We start from the raw sequence: 18,104 nt of genomic DNA on the forward strand, positions 1-18,104 counted from the left end.
TCCGGCATTGACGGTTTTTTTGTTTGCCAAAAGACGGCTTTCCGCCCTATGTCAGGGGAGCAGGGAACAAACCTGAAGGGGAGCCGCGATGTTAATGCCGAAGCCGAATGCCGATGTGCTCGCCAAGCGCGACACGCTGGTGGCGGGTCTCCGGCGCATCATTTCCGATCCGGAAGGCGTGATCGACGACAAGAACGATCTCCGCGCCTTCGAATGCGATGGCCTCAGCGCCTATCGCCAGCTGCCGATGATCGCGGTGCTGCCCTCCACTGTCTCCGAAATTGCCGAAATCCTCAAATACTGCAAGGCCGAAGGGGTCAATGTGGTGCCGCGCGGGGCGGGCACCTCGCTCTCGGGCGGAGCCTTGCCGCTCGCCGATGGCGTACTTCTCGGCCTTGGCAAATTCAACAAAATTCTTGAAGTCGACTATGACAACCGCTGCGTCGTCGCCCAGCCCGGCGTCACCAATCTCGCCATCACCGACGCGGTGAAGGCGGACGGCTTCTATTACGCGCCGGACCCTTCCAGCCAGATCGCCTGCTCCATCGGTGGTAATGTGGCCGAGAATTCCGGCGGCGTGCATTGCCTGAAATACGGCCTCACCACCCATAATGTCCTCGGGATCGAGATGGTGACCATGGACGGGGAGATTATCCGCCTCGGGGGCAAGCATCTCGATGCGGAAGGCTATGACCTTCTCGGTGTCATGACCGGCTCGGAAGGGCTTCTCGGCGTTATCACCGAGGTGACGGTGCGCATCCTCCGCAGCCCTGAGCATATCTCGGCGCAGCTTATCGGGTTTCCCTCCAGCGAGCAGGCGGGGGATTGCGTCGGCAAGATCATCGGTGCGGGCATCATCCCGGCGGGCATGGAAATGATGGACCGCTACGCCATTCAGGCGGCGGAGGAATTCTGCCACGCGGGCTATCCGCTGGATGTCGAGGCGTTGCTGATTGTTGAGCTGGACGGGCCGGAAGTAGAGATCGCCCATTATCAGGAACAGATCGACAGAATCGCGAAGGACTGCGGCGCCACGGTCAGCCGGACCAGCGAGAGCGAAGCCGAACGCATGACCTTCTGGGCCGGACGCAAGGCGGCCTTCCCGGCGATCGGGCGGCTGTCGCCGGACTATATGTGCATGGACGGAACGATCCCGCGGGGGAAACTGCCGCTGGTGCTGGCCCGCATGAATGAACTCTCCAAGCACTATGGCCTCCGGGTCGCCAATGTCTTCCATGCAGGGGATGGCAATCTGCATCCGCTCATCATGTTCGATGCGAATAACCCCGGCGAGCTTGAGAAATGCGAGGCGTTCGGCGCCGATATCCTGAAACTCTGCGTCGAGGTGGGCGGCGTGCTCACCGGGGAGCATGGCGTCGGCATCGAGAAACGCGATCTCATGGGCGAGATGTTCTCCGAAGACGACTTGAAGCAGCAGCAGCGGCTCAAATGCGCGTTCGATCCGGACGGGCGGCTCAACCCTGGGAAGGTCTTCCCGGTGCTGCACCGCTGCGCCGAGCTTGGCAAGATGCATGTCCATAACGGCGAATTGCCGTTCCCGGATATCCCGAGATTCTAGGCCGATATGCAAATCACAAAGATAACAGAAGAACAGCAGATCAAGGACATGCTCGACTGGGCGCTTGCGGGCAAGCACGGCCTGACCGTTCAGGGCGCAGGCAGCAAGGCCGGGATCGGCCGCTCCGCTATGACGGAGCATGCGCTCGATCTTTCCGGCCTCACGGGCGTCGAGATGTATGAGCCGGCGGAGCTGGTGATGCAGGCAAGAGCGGGCACGAAGGTGAGCGAGGTGCAGTCGGTTTTGCGCCAGAGCGCGCAGCGCCTCGCCTTCGATCCGCCCGATTACGGCCCGCTGCTCGGCACCGGCGCAGGCGAGGGGACGCTCGGCGGCCTGTTTTCCTGCAATCTCTCCGGCCCGGCGCGTATCAAGGCGGGCAGCGCCCGCGATCATCTTCTCGGCGTTACGGGCTTCACCGGCCGGGCGCAGGCCTTCCGGACCGGCAGCCGGGTGATGAAGAATGTCACCGGCTATGATCTCTGCAAGCTGGTCGCAGGCAGTTACGGCACGCTTGCGATTGCCACCACGCTCACCTTCAAGGTCTTGCCACGGCCGGAGAAAACCCGCACAGTCCTTCTCTATGACGTGCCGCTGGAACAGGCGCAGCCGATCATGAATAGCGGTTTGTCTTCCGTGCATGATATTGCCGCCGCGGCGTATCTGCCGGCCGATATCGCGCTCCTCTCGCCGCTTGGCTATATCCGCGATCCGGAAAAATCGGTACTGGCGCTCAGGATCGAGGGGCCGGGCCCCTCCGCCGAGTTCCGCTGCAACGCCGTGCGGGAGATGCTGGCGGGCGAGGGCACATCGGAAGAACTTCACGGTCAGAATTCCGAGACTTTCTGGGAGTTTGTCAGCAATGTTTCACCCTTTGTCGGAACCACGGGGGTGATCTGGAAACTCTCCCTCCCGCCCGCCAATGCGACGACAGTGATCACCGCGCTTCAGGAGAAAGCGCCGGAGATGCGCTATTTCCTTGACTGGGGCGGCAGCCTTCTCTGGATCGAAATGCCGGAGAAGAGTGCCGACGGTGGCGAGGGGGGTGTGCGCGGCGCGCTGGGTGGCGCAGGGCATGCGACGCTGATCCGCGGGCCCGAGGCACTCCGGGCGAAGATCGCGCCGTTCCAGCCGCAGCCAGACGCTATCCGCAAGATCAATGCCCGCATCAAGGACGGGTTCGACCCTGAGAATATCCTCAATCCCGGGCGTATGTATGCGGATGAAGACATGAAGGCAACAGCTTGATATGAAAACGGAATTCTCCATTCTCCAGCTTGCCGACCCGAAGATCGCCCGCTCCAACGATATCCTCAGGGCCTGCGTCCATTGCGGCTTCTGCACGGCGACCTGCCCGACCTATCTGGAGCTGGGTGATGAGCGTGACAGCCCGCGCGGGCGCATCTATCTGATGCAGCAGATGCTCCAAAGCGGGGAACCGGCCCCGGCCTCGACCGTGCAGCATCTTGATCGCTGTCTCTCCTGCCTGTCCTGCATGACGACCTGCCCCTCCGGCGTCGATTACATGCATCTGGTGGAGCATGGCCGCGATTATATCGAGGAAACCTACAAGCGCCCGCTGTTCGAGCGGATGCTGCGGGCCGTGCTCGGCATCGTGCTGCCGCGCCCTTTGCTCTTTCGCGCCTCCCTGTTCGGCGCGCGTCTTGCCCGGCCGTTCAAAGACGCCTTCTCCGGCCCCCTAAAGGCAATGCTGGACATGGCGCCCGCAAGCTTGCCGCCCGCATCCCGCCTCGATGGCAAGCGGCTGCATCCGGCAGGTGGGCACCGGAAGAAGCGGGTCGTGCTGATGACCGGCTGCGCGCAGAAGGTGTTGGCGCCCGAAATCAATGACGCGACCATCCGTCTTTTGAACCGCCACGGGGTCGAGGTGGTTATCCCGAAAGCTACCGGCTGCTGCGGCGCGCTGCCGCTGCATATGGGCAAGGAAAAGGACGCGCAGGGCTTCGCTCGCGCCAATATCCGCGCCTGGGCACAGGAGATGGACGGCGAGGGGCTGGACGCCATCATCATCAACACCTCGGGTTGCGGCACGACGGTCAAGGATTATGGGGAGCTGTTCGCCCATCAGTCCGACAAGCGCCTCGCCGAACAGGCCGAACAGGTCGCGGATCTTGCCTGCGACATCACGGAATTCCTGAGCGGGATCGAGATGGAGCCACCGAAGGTGAAACAGGCACTCAAGGTCGCTTATCATTCCGCCTGCTCGCTCCAGCATGGACAGCAAATCCGGGAGGAGCCGAAAGCCCTGTTGCGGCGCGCCGGATTCGAAGTGACGGATATTCCCGAATCCCATATCTGCTGTGGTTCGGCGGGAACCTACAACCTGTTGCAGCCGGAGCTGTCGGCGAAGCTGAAGGCGCGAAAAATCAGCAATATCGCGAAAACCGATCCCGATCTTGTCGCCGCGGGGAATATCGGCTGCATTGCCCAGATCGCTTCCGGCATGAAGCTGCCCGTGGTCCATACGGTGGAACTGCTTGACTGGGCGACGGGCGGGCCGAAACCGGCGGCGCTGCCTTAAGCGCCCAAAAAACGACCGCTCACAATTTTGTGTTTGAATGTCCTGCTACCAATTTTTGAAAAATCGACTATATTCAAGGCATGGGACGACGACTACTCAGCATATTAGTCATCATTGGCCTCCTCGGCTGGGCCGCCCCCGCGTTCGCGCGGCAGGATGATCCCAAACTGGACGATCTCTTCTCAGAACTTGCCAAGACCGAAGATGCCACCAAGGCCAAGATGATCGAGGGCAGCATCTGGAAGATCTGGCTGACCTCCGGCAGTGATACGGTCGATTTCCTGATGCTTCAGGGGATCAGCTATATGAGCCGCGGGGAATTCGCCAAGGCGCTGTCCATTTTCTCCACGGTGATCAAGGTCGATCCGGAATTTTCGGAAGGCTGGAACAAGCGGGCGACGGTCCTGTTCATGATCGGCGAGTATGAAAGCTCGATTGAGGATATCGGCCGCACGCTGGAGTTGGAGCCCCGGCATTTCGGCGCGCTCTCCGGCCTCGGCCAGATATACGATATCCGTGAGAGCGAGGCGGGTGCCCTTTCCGCCTATGAGAAGGCCGTCGATATCAACCCGCATATGAAGGGCGTCAAGGCCCGTCTGGAGCGGCTCCAGATCGAGCGGGACAAGAAGAACATCTGATCCGCCGTCCGGCCTTTCCCTGAACGACCCTTCCCGAATACTCTTGAAACAGCTTACTGTTCGCCGACCCAGGCAATCCTGAGGATATTGGTGGAGCCCGGTGTGCCGAAGGGAACCCCGGCCATGATCACGACCCGGTCGCCCGGCCGCGTGAAGCCCTCGGCGAAGGAAATCTTGCAGGCCTTGTCCACCATCTCCGCGAAATTCTTCGCATCCGACGTATGCACGCAATGCAGCCCCCAGACGAGGGCGAGGGTGCGCGCCGTCTTTAGCTTCGGCGTCAGCACCAGCACCGGCGTCTTGCCGCGTTCGCGTGCGGCGCGGAGCGCGGTCGAGCCCGACGTGGTGTAGGTCACGACGCTGGCCGCGCCGATGGTGCTCGCCACCTGGGTGGCGGCGGCGCTGATCGCATCGGCGGTGGTCGCTTCCAGCGTGCCATGCTTGGAATCGATAATGCCCTGATACATCGGGTCCTTTTCCGTCACCTCGGCGATATCATTCATCATCGAGACAGCCTCCAGCGGGTATTCTCCCGCCGCGCTCTCCGCCGAGAGCATGACCGTATCGGTGCCGTCATAAATGGCGTTGGCGACATCCGTCACCTCGGCGCGGGTCGGCACCGGCGCGGCGATCATGCTTTCCAGCATCTGCGTTGCGACGACGACCGGCTTGCCGGCCTCGCGCGCCCGGGCGATGATTTTCTTCTGGATCGCCGGGACCTCCTGTATCGGCATTTCGACGCCCAGGTCGCCGCGGGCAACCATGATCGCATCGGCAAGATCGATGATGCCGTCGAGCGCCTCGACGGCGGCGGGTTTCTCGATCTTCGCCATGACGGCGGCGCGCCCGGCCACGATCTTCTTCACCTCGGCGATATCATCGGGCCGTTGGACGAAGGAGAGGGCGACCCAGTCGACTCCGAGCGACAGCGCGAAATCGAGGTCCTTGCGGTCCTTGTCGGTCAGCGGGCTCATGCGGACCAGGGCGTTCGGGATGTTGACACCCTTGCGGTCGGAAATCTTGCCGCCGACGGTCACCTCGCAGTCGGCGAAATCCTTGCCCGCCTTCATCACCGTCAGCTTGAGCTTGCCATCATCGAGGAGCAGGATGCTGCCTTCCTCCAGGCTTTCAAGGACAGCCGGATGCGGCAGCGAAACGCGCGTCTTGTCGCCCGGGGTCTCGTCCAGATCGAGGCGGAAGGATGCGTCATTTTCGAGCATGACCGGCCCGTCCCTGAAGGTGCCGAGGCGGATTTTCGGCCCCTGCAGATCGGCGAGGATGCCGATGGGCCGTCCGCTGTTCTTCTCCAGCGCGCGGATCGTGTTGACCCGTTCCTCATGGTCGGCATGGCTGCCATGGCTGAAATTCAACCGGAACACATCCGCGCCCGCGAGATGCAGGGCCTCGATCATGCTGGCGCTGCTGCTCGACGGTCCAAGGGTTGCAATGATCTTCGTTTTTCTCAGTCGTCGCATAAAAATCTTGCCTGTCGATAAAACCGGGGGACGATACTCTCACGCCCATACTAACGGTTTTATGACAGTTAGGTGAGTGGTAATATTGACTTTTTTCAAATAGTAGGCAGGAGCTCCGCTTCACTGCCGGGGCCGTATTGTTTCTCTTTTCGCGGGCGGGGAGGGCGAGAATCTGCGTGCGCCCTGGCCCGCTGTCATTGTAAGCTGGCGGTAAATCGGGATACACTCCCGTCATTCTTTCACTTTGCTCTTGGGACCATGACCGACAGTACTACTTCCGCCTTTGACATTCAGAACCCGGAGAGCGACAGCCCGCTGCTGCTTTTGGTCGATCATGCCAGCCGCCATATCCCGCCCGAATATGACAATCTCGGCCTTGCCGATCCGGCGGTGCTGCACCGGCATATCGCCTGGGACATCGGTATCGAGGATGTGACCCGGCGCCTGTCCGAGAAGATCGGGGCGACGGCAATCTATGCGCGCTTCTCCCGCCTGCTGCTGGATGCGAACCGCTATCCCGACGATCCGGCGAGTACGCCGGTGATCAGCGATGGGGTGGAAATTCCCGCCAACCGCGACATGCCGGAGGCGGAGAGGAAACGGCGGGTGGACAGCTGGTTCACGCCCTATCAGGGGGCGATAACCGGCCTGATCGACCGCAAGCTTGAACATCACGCGGCGCCGCTGCTCGTCTCCATGCACAGCTTCACCCCGGTGATGAACGAGTTCGAGCGGCCCTGGCATATCGGCGTGCTCTGGGATGCAGACCCGCGGCTCGCGCTGCCGCTCCTGAAAATACTGCGGCAGAACCATTCCCTCGTCGTCGGCGATAACGAGCCCTACTCGGCGCGTGATCCCCTCGGTTACACGATGAACGAACATGGCATGAAACGGGGTCTTCCCAATGTCGCCATCGAAATCCGCCAGGACCTGATCGACACCCATCAGGGGGCCGAGAAATGGGCCTCGATCATGGCGGATGCGCTGCTGCGGCTGGACCCCGTGACGGGATGGGCAAAGGAGGCCGACGCATGAGCATTGCCGAACCAAGCTTCACCATCGGTATCGAGGAAGAGTATCTTCTCGTCGATCTGGAAACCCGCGCGCTCGCCATCGAGCCGAGCGAGGATATCCTTGCCGAATGCGAGAGAAGGCTGCCCGATCATCTGGTGACGCCGGAATTCCTCCGCTCCCAGCTTGAAGTCGGCACCCGCGTGTGCCGCAATATCACCGAGGCGCGGGCCGCCCTGACCGAGCTGCGCCGGACCGTGGCCGAGGTCGCAGGCAAGCACGGCCTTGGCGTGATGGCGGCCTCCGTCCACCCTTTTGCTGACTGGCACCAGCTCAAGCATACGCCCAAGGAACGCTATGACGTGATCGCGCGCGACATGCAGGCGACGGTGCGGCGGCTGATGATCTGCGGCATGCATGTGCATTGCGCGATTGAGGATCCGGAACTGCGCATCGATCTGATGAACCAGGCGAGCTATTTCCTGCCGCATCTGCTGGCGCTCAGCACCTCCTCGCCCTTCTGGCGGGGGGAGGAGAGCGGCCTTAAATCCTACCGCATGACGGTGTTCGATGCACTGCCCCGGACCGGCATCCCCGACCGCTTCGAGAGTTACGGCGAGTTTTCCCGGCTTATCGATACGCTGGTCGAGGCGGGGACGCTGGAGGACGGATCGAAGCTCTGGTGGGACATGCGCCCGTCGTCGAAATTCCCGACGCTGGAAATGCGGCTCTGCGATGTCTGCCCGCTGGTCGAGGACAGCCTCGCCATTGCCGCGCTTTATTCCTGTATCCTCAGGATGCTGTACCGGCTCCGGCGCAATAACCAGCGCTGGCGCATCTATCCGCAGACGCTGGTGGCCGAGAACCGCTGGATCGCGCAGCGTTTCGGGGTCGAGGGCAAGCTGATCGATTTCGGGATACCGGCGCCGGTGCCCGCCGCCGACCTGGTCGAGGAGATTATCGGCCTCACCGCCGAGGATGCGGCGTTTCTCGGCTGCGAGAAGGAAGTCGCCCATGCGCGCGAGATCGCCCGGCGCGGCACCTCCGCCGATAGGCAGATCGCCGCCTATCACAAGGCGATCGAGAGCGGTGCCAGCAAGGAGGAGGCGCTGGTCAAAGTTGTCGATCAGGTCTTGAAAGAAACGGTCAGCGGCCTACAGTAATAGGAAACACCCCACGGAAAGGGAATAGTATGGATCAGCAAACACTCGAACTTGAAGCGGCGGCTTATCGGCGCCTGCGCGATCACCTCAGGACCCGCACCGATGTGCAGAATATCGATCTGATGAACCTTGGCGGTTTCTGCCGCAACTGCCTCTCCAACTGGTATATGGAGGCGGCGAACGAGAAGGGCATCGAGATGGACAAGATGCAGGCGCGCGAGATCGTCTATGGCATGCCGTTCGATGAATGGAAGGCGAAATACCAGACCGAGGCGAGCGCCGAACAGAAGGCTGCCTTCAAGGAAAGCCACAAGGATCACTAAGGCATTCAGGCAGGGTCAAATTTTTTTGCCAAGGGCATAGATTTCTCCGGCGGAGAAATGCTAGAAATCCCACCCGGAAAAAATCCGGCCCATTGCATGATCATATTCACGGAGAAGAGACATTATGGCTGACGTCGGCGGAGTGGCCGCAGATCATCTGCGATCCTATATCGAGAGAATTGAGCGCCTGGAAGAAGAGAAGAAGGGCATTGCCGACGATATCAAGGAAATCTTCGCCGAGGCCAAGGGCACGGGCTTCGATGTCAAGGCCATGCGCGCCGTGCTGCGCCTTCGCAAGATGGACAAGGCCGACCTGCAGGAGCAGGAATATATGATCGACCTGTACAAGCATGCGCTTGGCATGGCGGCTGATGAGAATATGCCCGAAGAGGGCGCGGAGAACGAGAGCGAAGCCGCAAGTTTCTAGAGCGGAAATCCGTCCCTTATGAGAAAGGCTGATGCCGGGCCGTGCAGGCCGCGCGCATCAGCTTTTTTATGTCCTCTCAGACCGCGCCGACGAGGAAGGCCGCGCCAACGAGAGAGATGGCACCGCCGCCCGCGCGAATGGCAATATTGCCGATGCGCGAATTGCCGAGTGAACCGATCCCGATCCCGCAAAGATGCAGAAGGCCCGTCGCCAGCACGAACCCGGCGCCATAGGCAAGGGCGCTGGCCGCTGCGGGCAGCTCCGTGCCATGGGCATGGCCGTGGAACAGGGCGAAGAAGCCGACGATAACCCCCGCGACCCACATCGGCGGGCGCACCATGAAGACGATCAGCAGTCCCAGCACAACCGCCGAGGCGGCGATCCCGGCCTCGACCGCGGGAACGGGCATTCCGGCGATGCCGAGACCGGCGCCGATGGCCATGACAACCGGAAACACGATCGGCAGCAGCCAGATCCCGCGCGTGCCGAGGGACGCCCCCCAGAGGCCTACGGCGACCATTGCCACAAGGTGATCCCAGCCCAGCACCGGATGGGCGAAACCGCTGCTGAAACCGCCGGCGATGCCGGTGCCGGTATGGGCGAGGGCCGGGCTCGCCAGCAGCAGGGAGGAGGCGGCCAGAATACTCGCCGTTGTAAGGGGTTTGGACATCATATCTCGCATGTTCGGATTCTCTTTGATTGTCATCTTGTGGGCGGGGATCCCGTTTTACGGTACCGCAGGGCTCGCCCGCTTGCAAGCCTGACAATGCGCGTTCGTGTCATGCCCCTTGTATTCGGAATTGCAATAATTAAGTGCAGAAGATACCTGTTATTAATCCGCAGGTAGCTAGGAACCCTAATGCCGGTTTGGGGATATGACGGAATTTTCCACAGACGCCGCAGGCTTCGCGGCCCTCACCATCAGCGAGCTGATCCTGCAGCAATGCGTGATCAACGGCCTGTTCACGGCGGAGGAGGCGCGGCGGCTTCTGGCGACGGCGGCGGACCGCCATGCCTCTGCCGCCCATGGCGAGGAGGAGAAGATCGCCCTCAACCGGCAGTCGGCGGAACTCATCCGGGCCATGACATCGGGACTGGAGCCGCTGTTATCCAGACCGCAGGCAAAGGCAGAAAAGCCCGCGCCGGAGAAAAAACCGGCGACGCCGCGCCCGACCTGGGTGCGCTTTCCCGAGTGACGTTATGTTTTTGCGACGATGCGCTTCGTGCTCTGCGGGTATTTTGCCATCAGCGCGGCAGGGCGCACCGGACGGAGGGTGAAGTTGCCGCCGCAGTTCGGGCAGACGTCGCTATGGACACCTTTCGCGCAGCTTTCACAGAAGGTGCATTCAAAGGTGCAGATATAGGCATCGACCTCGCCATTCGGCAGGTCCACATCGCATGTTTCGCAGTTGGGTCTGAGTTCCAGCATGGTTCTCTCCTTTGCCTCTCTATAACCGAGATGCGACCGCCCGGACAGGTCCAATAGAACGCTGCCCGGGGAGCCACTTGTCCTTACTCCGCCGCTTGCTTCTGCGGCTCAGGGTTCTTGAAGGTGGCAAGCAGGTTTTCGAGATCACCGTGATAGAGCTTGATCGCCTTCTCTTTCACATGGCCATAGCCGCGGATTTCCATCGGCAGTTCGGCGATGGCGACAGCGGTTGCGTGATTTTCCGCCGTCAATCCGGCCAGAACCTCGGTCAGGGTCGCCTCATATTCCTTGATCAGCGCCCGCTCCATCTTGCGGTCCTCCTGATAGCCGAAAATATCGAGCGGGGTCCCGCGTAACCGTTTGAACTTCGCGAGGAAGCGGTAGGCCTTCATCATATATTGCCCGTATTCCTTCTTCTTGAGATGCCCGGTGTCCGGATCGCGCTTCGAGAAGAGCGGCGGTGCGAGATGGAACTTGAGCGAATAGTCGCCCTCCATCATATGCTCCACCTTTTGCATGAAGACCGGGTCCGCATAGAGCCGGGCGACTTCATACTCGTCTTTATAGGCGAGCAGCTTGAAGTAGGCGCGGGCCACCGCTTCGGAGAGGGAGGTATCGCCGGGTTTGATGTCGCTCTCGCTGAGCCGGACCTTGGCGACAAGGTCGCTGTAGCGGCGGGCATAGCGGGCGCTCTGGTATCCGGTGAGAAACTCGACCCGGCGGGAGATCATCTCGTCGAGGTCGTTCGTCGGTTCCTGAATGAGCGTCGGGCCCTTGAGCTCGTTCACTTCCTTCATCACCTTGTCGGGATCATGGGCCATGACGCGGCCCCAGCCGAAGGCCTTCTTGTTGAAGGGCACGGCGACGCCGTTGAGCTCGACCGCGCGGAGCAAGGCTTCCTCGCTGAGCGGGATCAGACCTTTCTGATAGGCAAAACCGAGCATGAACAGGTTCGTCGCGATGGAATCACCCATCAGCGTCGTCGCGATCTCGCTCGCCTCGATCAGGTCGCAGGCATCGGCGCCGACCGCATCGCGGATATGATCGAGCGTGTCCTGGACCGGGAAGGGGGCATCGGGATCGAGGGTGAAATCCATGGTCGGCGAGGGATGGGCGTTGATCACCGCATGGGCAACGCCGACATCGAATTTCGCCAGGGAGTCATAGGAGCCCGAGACCACCATGTCACAGCCGATCAAGAGGTCGGCGCGTCCCGCCGGGATGCGGACGGCGTTGATATCCTCCGGTTTCGGGGCGATATGCACATGGCTGGTGACGGCGCCGCCCTTCTGGGCGAGGCCAGCCTGATCAAGGACGGAAATGCCCTTTTCCTCCAGATGCGCGGCCATGCCGACAATGGCGCCGATGGTGACGACGCCGGTGCCGCCGATGCCGGTGATCAGGATACGGTAGGGGCCCGTCAGCTCGCGCGGGGCGGGGGCGGGCAGGCCCACGGCCGGGTTCTCCGCCGAATGGGTCTCGCCTTTACGCAGCTCGCCGCCCTCGACAGTGACGAAACTCGGGCAGAAGCCGTTGAGGCAGGAATAGTCCTTGTTGCAGGTGGACTGGTTGATGGTCCGCTTGCGGCCGAACTCGGTCTCCAATGGCTCGACCGACAGGCAGTTCGACTTGACCGAACAATCGCCGCAGCCTTCGCAGACGAGATCGTTGATGATCACGCGCTTGGCCGGATCGGGGAAGGTGCCGCGCTTGCGGCGGCGGCGTTTCTCGGCGGCGCAGGTCTGGTCATAGATGAGGATGGAGACGCCCTTTTCCTCCCTGAGATGCCGCTGGATCTTGTCGAGATCGTCGCGGTGATGGATCGTCGTGCCCTCAGGCCAGGGTGTGCCTTCCGCATATTTGTCGGGCTCATCCGTCACCACGCGGATCATTGAGACGCCTTCGCCTTCGAGCTGCTGGGCGATCTGCCAGGGGGTGATATTCCCCTCTGTCGGCTGTCCGCCGGTCATGGCAACGGCGTCGTTATAGAGGATCTTGTAGGTCATGTTGGCCTTTGCCGCGACCGCCTGACGGATGGCGAGGATGCCGGAATGGTAATAGGTGCCGTCGCCCAGGTTGGCGAAGATATGTTGCTCGTCCGTGAAATGCTGCTGGCCGACCCAGGGCACGCCTTCGCCGCCCATCTGGGTAAAGGTGTCGGTGTTGCGGTTCATCCAGGTGACCATGAAATGACAGCCGATCCCGGCGACGGCGCGGCTTCCTTCCGGCACGACGGTGGAGGTGTTATGCGGGCAGCCCGAGCAGTAGAAGGGCGTGCGGACCAGCTTCGCCGGTTCCGCTTCCAGCTGCTTTTCCTTGCGGTCAAGGAAGGCGAGGCGGTTCTCGATCGATTCGGAAGTATAGAAACGGCGGATGCGGGCGGCGATGACGCGCGCCACCATGGCCGGGGTCATTTCCCCGGTCGATGGCATGATCGCATGCTTGTCCTCATCGAACTTGCCGATGATGCGCGGGCGCACACCGGTGTCCCAGTTATAGAGCTGCTCCTTCATCTGGTTTTCGATCACGGCGCGTTTCTCCTCGATCACCAGCACTTCCTCCAGTCCTTCGGCGAACTGGCGGATGCCGTCGGGCTCCAGCGGCCAGGGCATGCCGACCTTATAGACGGTCAGGCCGATTTCCGCCGCGAGGTCATCGTCGATGCCAAGGTCGCGGAGCGACTGGCGCACATCGTAATAGGACTTGCCGACAGTCACGATGCCGAAACGGCGCTTCGGGCTGTCCATGGTCACCCGGTCGATATTGTTGGCGCGGGCGAAGGCGCGGGCGGCATAGATCTTGTGCTTGTTGAGGCGCACTTCCTGATCGAAGCGGTTGTCATGGGGCTGGATATTGAGGCCGCCTTCGGGCATTTCGATATTCGGGCGGATGAAATTGCCGCGATCCGGCGCGACATAGACGGAGGCCCCGCCCTCCACCGTCTCGGAAATGCATTTGAAACCGATCCACAGGCCGGAGAAGCGCGACATCTCGATCCCGAGCAGGCCGTAGTCGAGAATCTCCTGCACATTGGCGGGATGCAGCACGGGCATCATCCAGCCGGCGAAGCTATGCTCGCTCTGATGTGCGATGGAGGAGGAGACGATGCCGTGATCGTCGCCGGCGAGCGCCAGCACCCCGCCATATTTCGAGCTGCCCGCGCTGTTGGCATGGCGGAAGACGTCGCCGGAGCGATCGACGCCGGGTCCCTTGCCGTACCACAGGCCGAACACGCCGTCATAGCGCGCACCCTTGAACATATTGAGCTGCTGGCTGCCCCAGACGGCGGTGGCGGCGAGGTCTTCATTGACGCCCGGCTCGAAATGGATGTCATTCTCTTTCAGGATTTTGGACGCCTTCCAGAGCGACTGGTCATAGCCCGCCAGCGGTGAGCCGCGATATCCGGAGATAAAGCCCGCCGTGTTCAGCCCGGCGGCGCGGTCGCGTTCCTTCTGCATCAGCGGCAGGCGCACCAGCGCCTGAATGCCGGTCAGGAAAATACGCCCTTCTTCAAGCGTATATTTGTCGTCCAGCGTCACATTTGCCAACTGCATCTCTTAACCCTCACTCCCATTCGAAAAAAAGACATATTCAGCGTTAGATATAAGGATATTATCATGAAAGGCAAAAAAGGTCAATAATACTGACATATATATCTTTTCATGAAATTGCCGTCCGATTTTTTTTGACTTTTCCGGGGCAAAAGTGCTTTTGGATAAGGGACGGGTAGACTTTTTTGTAAGGGGTAAGCATGACCATACTGGTGACGGGCGTAGCAGGATTTATCGGAATGCATGTGGCCGAAACCCTGTTGGCCGGCGGCAGAAAGGTGATCGGGATCGACAACCTCAATCCCTATTATGACGTGAAGCTGAAGAAGGACCGGCTGAACCGCCTCGATTTATACAGCAACTTCACTTTCTATGAGCTTGATATTTCGGACCGCGCCGCGCTCTACAAGGCGCTCGGCGATCATTCAAAGATCAGCCTCATCGTCCATCTGGCGGCGCAGGCCGGGGTCCGTCACAGCCTGACCCGCCCGTTTGACTATACGGCGGCGAATATCACCGGCTTCCTGACCATACTGGAACTCTGCCGCCAGCTTGAGAATCTCAAGCATGTGGTCTATGCGAGTTCCAGTTCCGTCTATGGCGCCAATACGAAAATGCCCTTCTCGGTAAGCCAGACGACGGACAGCCCGCTCTCGCTCTATGCGGCGACGAAGAAGGCCAATGAGCTGATGGCCCATAGTTATGCGCATCTCTATGATATTCCGATGACGGGCCTGCGCTTCTTCACCGTTTACGGACCCTGGGGGCGGCCGGACATGGCCTACTGGCGCTTTACCGAGCAGATCATGAAGGGCAAGCCGGTCCATATCTATAACCATGGCGATATGAAGCGCGACTTCACCTATATCGACGATGTCGTGAAAGGCATTCTGGAGGTGCTGGTAAACCCGCCGGAAATCAAGGAAGGCCATGTGCCGCACCGGGTCTATAACATCGGCAACAACCGGGCGGAGAAGCTCCTCGATTTCGTTGAGATTATCGAGAAAACCCTTGGCGTCGGGGCCAAGCGCGAGTTTATGCCCATGCAGCCGGGCGATATCAAGGAAACCTACGCCGATATTGACCCGATCCACCGGGATGTGGGATATGAACCCACCACCAGCCTTGAAGAAGGCCTGCCGAAATTCGTCAAATGGTACCAGGAATACAATAAGGGTTAGAGTTACTCATGTCGGACGCGTTCGATATTTCGCAGATACAGAATATTATTGATCATGGCATTCCCCATTGCGCGGACATCGGCGTGCGGGTCCATGACATGAATGCCGACGGGGTGACCTTCAGCCTGCCGTATCAGGACCGCTTCGCCGGAAACCCGGTCAACGGCGTGCTCCATGGCGGCATCATCACCACGCTGATCGATACGGCGGCGGGCATGTGCATCTACGCACGGCTGCAGAAATACATGCCGCTTGCGACGCTGGATTTGCGCATCGACTATCTGAAACCGGCCACCCCGGGGGAGGATGTCTATACCCATGCGACCTGTTACCGGACGACGAAGCAGATCGCCTTCGTCCGCGCCATCGCCTATCACAGCGCCCCCGAGGACCCGATCGCCAATGCCGTCGGCACCTTCATGCTGAAATCGAGTACGGGCAAGACGTTGAATGAAGCCGCGGACGAGAAGAGGACGAAATCATGACGACCATGACCTCCGAAGATTTCGTCGCCCGGATCGAGCAGGCGAAGCAAAGTAACGACTGGCGCCCCGTGTTCGCGATGATTCCCTATTTCACTTATCTCGGGCTGCGGCTGGAAAAGACCGACGGACGGCTCACCTGCATCCTGCCCGAGGATAAGAAATTCATCGGCAACCCGACCCTGCCGGCGCTGCATGGCGGGGTCATCGGCGCGTTTCTGGAGAGTACGGCGCTCGTGCATCTGTTCGCGACGCAGGAGGTGACGCGCCTGCCCAAGATCATCAATATCACGGTGGAATATCTCCGCTCCGGCAAGCCGATCGAAACCTATGCCGAGGCGGTGGTGACCAAGCCCGGCCGCCGGGTCGCCAACATGCGGATCGAGGCCTGGCAGAAGGACCGGGACCGGCCAATTGCCGCCGCCCATGCCAATTTCCTTGTCAGTTGACGGGAAAGTCCTAAATGTACAGGAACAATTTATTGCCGCTGGAGTTTGCTTTACATGACTGATGCCGCCCTTGCCAATCTGCCTGAATGGGACCTGAGCGATCTGTACCCGTCCCGGACCTCGCCCGAGCTGCGCGAGGATCTGGAAACAGCGGCGCAGGATGCCAAGGCCTTCGCCGCGCAATACAAGGGCAAGCTGACCGAGCTGGACGGGCAGGGGCTCTATCTCGCCATCGCCAAGTTCGAGGAGATCGGCGAGATCGAGGGCCGGATCATGTCCTATGCCTATCTCGTCTATGCGGGCAATATGTCGGACCCGGATATCGGTAAGTTCTTCCAGACCATGCAGGAGAAGATCAGCGCCATCGGCACCGACCTTCTGTTCTTCACGCTGGAGCTGAACGCGATAGAGGATGACCGGCTTGAGGCGATGTATGAGGGCAGCAGCCTGAAGAAATACAAGCCCTGGCTTGATAACGTGCGGGCGCTGAAACCCTATCAGCTCTCCGACGAGATCGAGAAACTGCTGCATGAGAAGGACATCGCCGGACGGAGCGCCTGGGTGCGGCTGTTCGATGAGACCATGGCGGGCCTCAAATTCGAGGTGGATGGCGAGGAAATGGCCTCGCAGCAGGTGCTGCACCTGCTTTCCAGCCCGAATGCGGAGCTGCGCAAGAAGGCAGCGAAAAATCTCGGCAAGGTGTTCGGGCAGAATGTCCGGCTGTTCTCGCTGATTACCAACACGCTGGCCAAGGACAAGGCGATCGAGGATGACTGGCGCGGTGCGCCGGAACCCGCCGCCATGCGCCATCTCTCCAACCAGGTGGAGGCCGAGGTCGTCGATGCGCTGTCCGAGGCCGTGCAGAGCGCCTATCCGCGCCTGTCCCATCGCTATTACGCAATCAAGGCGAAATGGATGGGGAAAGAGAAGATTGACTATTGGGACCGCAACGCGCCGCTGCCCGATTCCGATGACCGGATCATCCCCTGGAACGAGGCCCGCGACACCGTGCTGGAGGCCTATGGCCGCTTCTCGCCCGATCTCTCGGCGCTGGGCCAGCAGTTTTTCGAAAAGCCCTGGATCGACGCGGGCGTGCGTCCCGGCAAATCCCCGGGGGCCTTCGCCCATCCGACAGTGCCGAGCGTGCATCCCTATCTGTTGCTGAATTATCAGGGCAATATCCGCGATGTGATGACGCTCGCCCATGAGCTTGGCCACGGGGTGCATCAGCTTCTGGCGGCGCCGCAGGGCGGCCTGCTCGCCGATACGCCGCTGACTTTGGCCGAAACCGCGAGCGTCTTTGGTGAGCAGCTCACCTTCCGCGCGCTTCTGGAGAAAGAGAGCGATCCGGCCAAGCGCAAGATCATGCTGGCGGGCAAGGTCGAGGATATGCTGAACACCGTGGTGCGACAGATCGCTTTCTATGAGTTCGAGCGGCGCCTGCATGCGGCCCGGAAGGAGGAGGAGCTGTCCCCCGACCAGATCGGCGAAATCTGGATGGATGTCCAGCGCGAGAGCCTCGGCCCGGCGATCCGGCTGCATGACGAGTATCAGTATTTCTGGTCCTATATCCCGCATTTCATCCACTCACCCTTCTATGTCTATGCCTATGCGTTCGGCGACTGTCTGGTGAATGCGCTCTATGCCATCTATCAGGAGGCGGACAGCGGCTTTCAGGATAAATATTTCGACATGCTGAAGGCGGGCGGCACGCTCCGGCACAAGGAACTGCTGGCGCCCTTCAACCTGGACGCGTCGGACCCGGCCTTCTGGTCCCGCGGCCTTGATGTGATCGAGGGCTTCATCGACGAGCTGGAAGCGCTTTAACCTTTTTCAGCCATCTCATACGACATTCTG

Annotated in this window: 17 protein-coding genes; 13 read left to right on the plus strand and 4 right to left on the minus strand. The window is 60.7% G+C overall.

From position 1 onward, the window contains the following. Nucleotides 1-88: 88 nt before the first annotated feature. The 4 genes from AAC599_RS05500 (at nt 89) to AAC599_RS05515 (ending at nt 4,756) form a co-directional block, all read left to right on the plus strand. Nucleotides 89-1,579: an FAD-linked oxidase C-terminal domain-containing protein gene (locus AAC599_RS05500; protein ID WP_340149402.1), complete on the plus strand. Its 1,491-nt coding sequence runs from the start codon at nt 89-91 to the stop codon at nt 1,577-1,579. Nucleotides 1,580-1,585: 6 nt separating this feature from the next. Further along, a complete protein-coding gene (locus AAC599_RS05505) occupies nt 1,586-2,824 on the plus strand; it encodes an FAD-binding protein (protein WP_340149403.1) in 1,239 nt (412 codons plus the stop codon). 1 nt (nt 2,825) lies between these two features. Further along, complete coding sequence (glcF, locus tag AAC599_RS05510; RefSeq protein WP_340149404.1) at nt 2,826-4,118, plus strand: glycolate oxidase subunit GlcF; 1,293 nt, start codon at nt 2,826-2,828, stop codon at nt 4,116-4,118. An 80-nt stretch (nt 4,119-4,198) separates the two neighbouring features. Then, nucleotides 4,199-4,756 carry a tetratricopeptide repeat protein gene (locus AAC599_RS05515; protein ID WP_340149405.1) on the plus strand — a complete coding sequence of 186 codons (558 nt, stop codon included), beginning with the start codon at nt 4,199-4,201 and terminating at the stop codon, nt 4,754-4,756. Between the two features lie 53 nt (nt 4,757-4,809). Here AAC599_RS05515 and pyk read toward each other — a convergent pair whose 3' ends face one another. Beyond that, nucleotides 4,810-6,231 carry a pyruvate kinase gene (gene pyk / locus AAC599_RS05520; protein WP_340149406.1) on the minus strand — a complete coding sequence of 474 codons (1,422 nt, stop codon included), beginning with the start codon at nt 6,229-6,231 and terminating at the stop codon, nt 4,810-4,812. Nucleotides 6,232-6,489: 258 nt separating this feature from the next. Between pyk and AAC599_RS05525 the strand changes: the two genes are divergently transcribed. The 4 genes from AAC599_RS05525 (at nt 6,490) to AAC599_RS05540 (ending at nt 9,155) form a co-directional block, all read left to right on the plus strand. Beyond that, the gene (locus AAC599_RS05525) at nt 6,490-7,266 is read left to right on the plus strand and encodes an N-formylglutamate amidohydrolase (protein ID WP_340149407.1); all 777 of its coding nucleotides are present in this window, start codon (nt 6,490-6,492) and stop codon (nt 7,264-7,266) included. Next, on the plus strand, nt 7,263-8,405 hold the full coding sequence (locus tag AAC599_RS05530) for a carboxylate-amine ligase (RefSeq protein ID WP_340149408.1): 1,143 nt from the start codon (nt 7,263-7,265) through the stop codon (nt 8,403-8,405). Before AAC599_RS05525 ends, AAC599_RS05530 begins: the two co-directional genes overlap by 4 nt. 29 nt (nt 8,406-8,434) lie before the next feature. After that, nucleotides 8,435-8,728 carry a DUF1244 domain-containing protein gene (locus tag AAC599_RS05535; protein ID WP_340149409.1) on the plus strand — a complete coding sequence of 98 codons (294 nt, stop codon included), beginning with the start codon at nt 8,435-8,437 and terminating at the stop codon, nt 8,726-8,728. A gap of 124 nt (nt 8,729-8,852) precedes the next feature. Continuing rightward, nucleotides 8,853-9,155 carry a DUF2312 domain-containing protein gene (locus AAC599_RS05540; protein WP_340149410.1) on the plus strand — a complete coding sequence of 101 codons (303 nt, stop codon included), beginning with the start codon at nt 8,853-8,855 and terminating at the stop codon, nt 9,153-9,155. Nucleotides 9,156-9,231: 76 nt separating this feature from the next. On the opposite strand, the gene AAC599_RS05545 is transcribed toward AAC599_RS05540, so the two are convergent. After that, the gene (locus AAC599_RS05545) at nt 9,232-9,861 is read right to left on the minus strand and encodes a HupE/UreJ family protein (RefSeq protein WP_340149411.1); all 630 of its coding nucleotides are present in this window, start codon (nt 9,859-9,861) and stop codon (nt 9,232-9,234) included. 169 nt (nt 9,862-10,030) lie between these two features. Here AAC599_RS05545 and AAC599_RS05550 point away from each other — a divergent pair, with 169 nt between their 5' ends. After that, nucleotides 10,031-10,351: a hypothetical protein gene (locus tag AAC599_RS05550; protein WP_340149412.1), complete on the plus strand. Its 321-nt coding sequence runs from the start codon at nt 10,031-10,033 to the stop codon at nt 10,349-10,351. 2 nt (nt 10,352-10,353) lie between these two features. Here AAC599_RS05550 and AAC599_RS05555 read toward each other — a convergent pair whose 3' ends face one another. Together AAC599_RS05555 and AAC599_RS05560 are read right to left on the minus strand one after the other, a co-directional pair. Then, entirely contained in the window at nt 10,354-10,584 is a 231-nt protein-coding gene (locus tag AAC599_RS05555) for a DUF1272 domain-containing protein (RefSeq protein ID WP_340149413.1), read from the minus strand. 83 nt (nt 10,585-10,667) lie between these two features. Continuing rightward, nucleotides 10,668-14,138, minus strand: coding sequence for an indolepyruvate ferredoxin oxidoreductase family protein (locus AAC599_RS05560; RefSeq protein ID WP_340149414.1), 3,471 nt, complete (start codon nt 14,136-14,138; stop codon nt 10,668-10,670). Nucleotides 14,139-14,335: 197 nt separating this feature from the next. Here AAC599_RS05560 and AAC599_RS05565 point away from each other — a divergent pair, with 197 nt between their 5' ends. The 4 genes from AAC599_RS05565 to AAC599_RS05580 are packed head-to-tail and all read left to right on the plus strand — an operon-like array spanning nt 14,336 to nt 18,074. Continuing rightward, entirely contained in the window at nt 14,336-15,316 is a 981-nt protein-coding gene (locus AAC599_RS05565) for an NAD-dependent epimerase/dehydratase family protein (RefSeq protein ID WP_340149415.1), read from the plus strand. 8 nt (nt 15,317-15,324) lie between these two features. Next, complete coding sequence (locus tag AAC599_RS05570) at nt 15,325-15,801, plus strand: PaaI family thioesterase (RefSeq protein WP_340149416.1); 477 nt, start codon at nt 15,325-15,327, stop codon at nt 15,799-15,801. Then, a complete protein-coding gene (locus AAC599_RS05575; protein WP_340149417.1) occupies nt 15,798-16,247 on the plus strand; it encodes a PaaI family thioesterase in 450 nt (149 codons plus the stop codon). Before AAC599_RS05570 ends, AAC599_RS05575 begins: the two co-directional genes overlap by 4 nt. Nucleotides 16,248-16,301: 54 nt before the next feature. Continuing rightward, entirely contained in the window at nt 16,302-18,074 is a 1,773-nt protein-coding gene (locus tag AAC599_RS05580; RefSeq protein WP_340149418.1) for a M3 family oligoendopeptidase, read from the plus strand. Nucleotides 18,075-18,104: the final 30 nt, after the last annotated feature.

This window comes from uncultured Sneathiella sp. (assembly GCF_963976355.1).
Classification (GTDB): Bacteria; Pseudomonadota; Alphaproteobacteria; order Sneathiellales; family Sneathiellaceae; genus Sneathiella.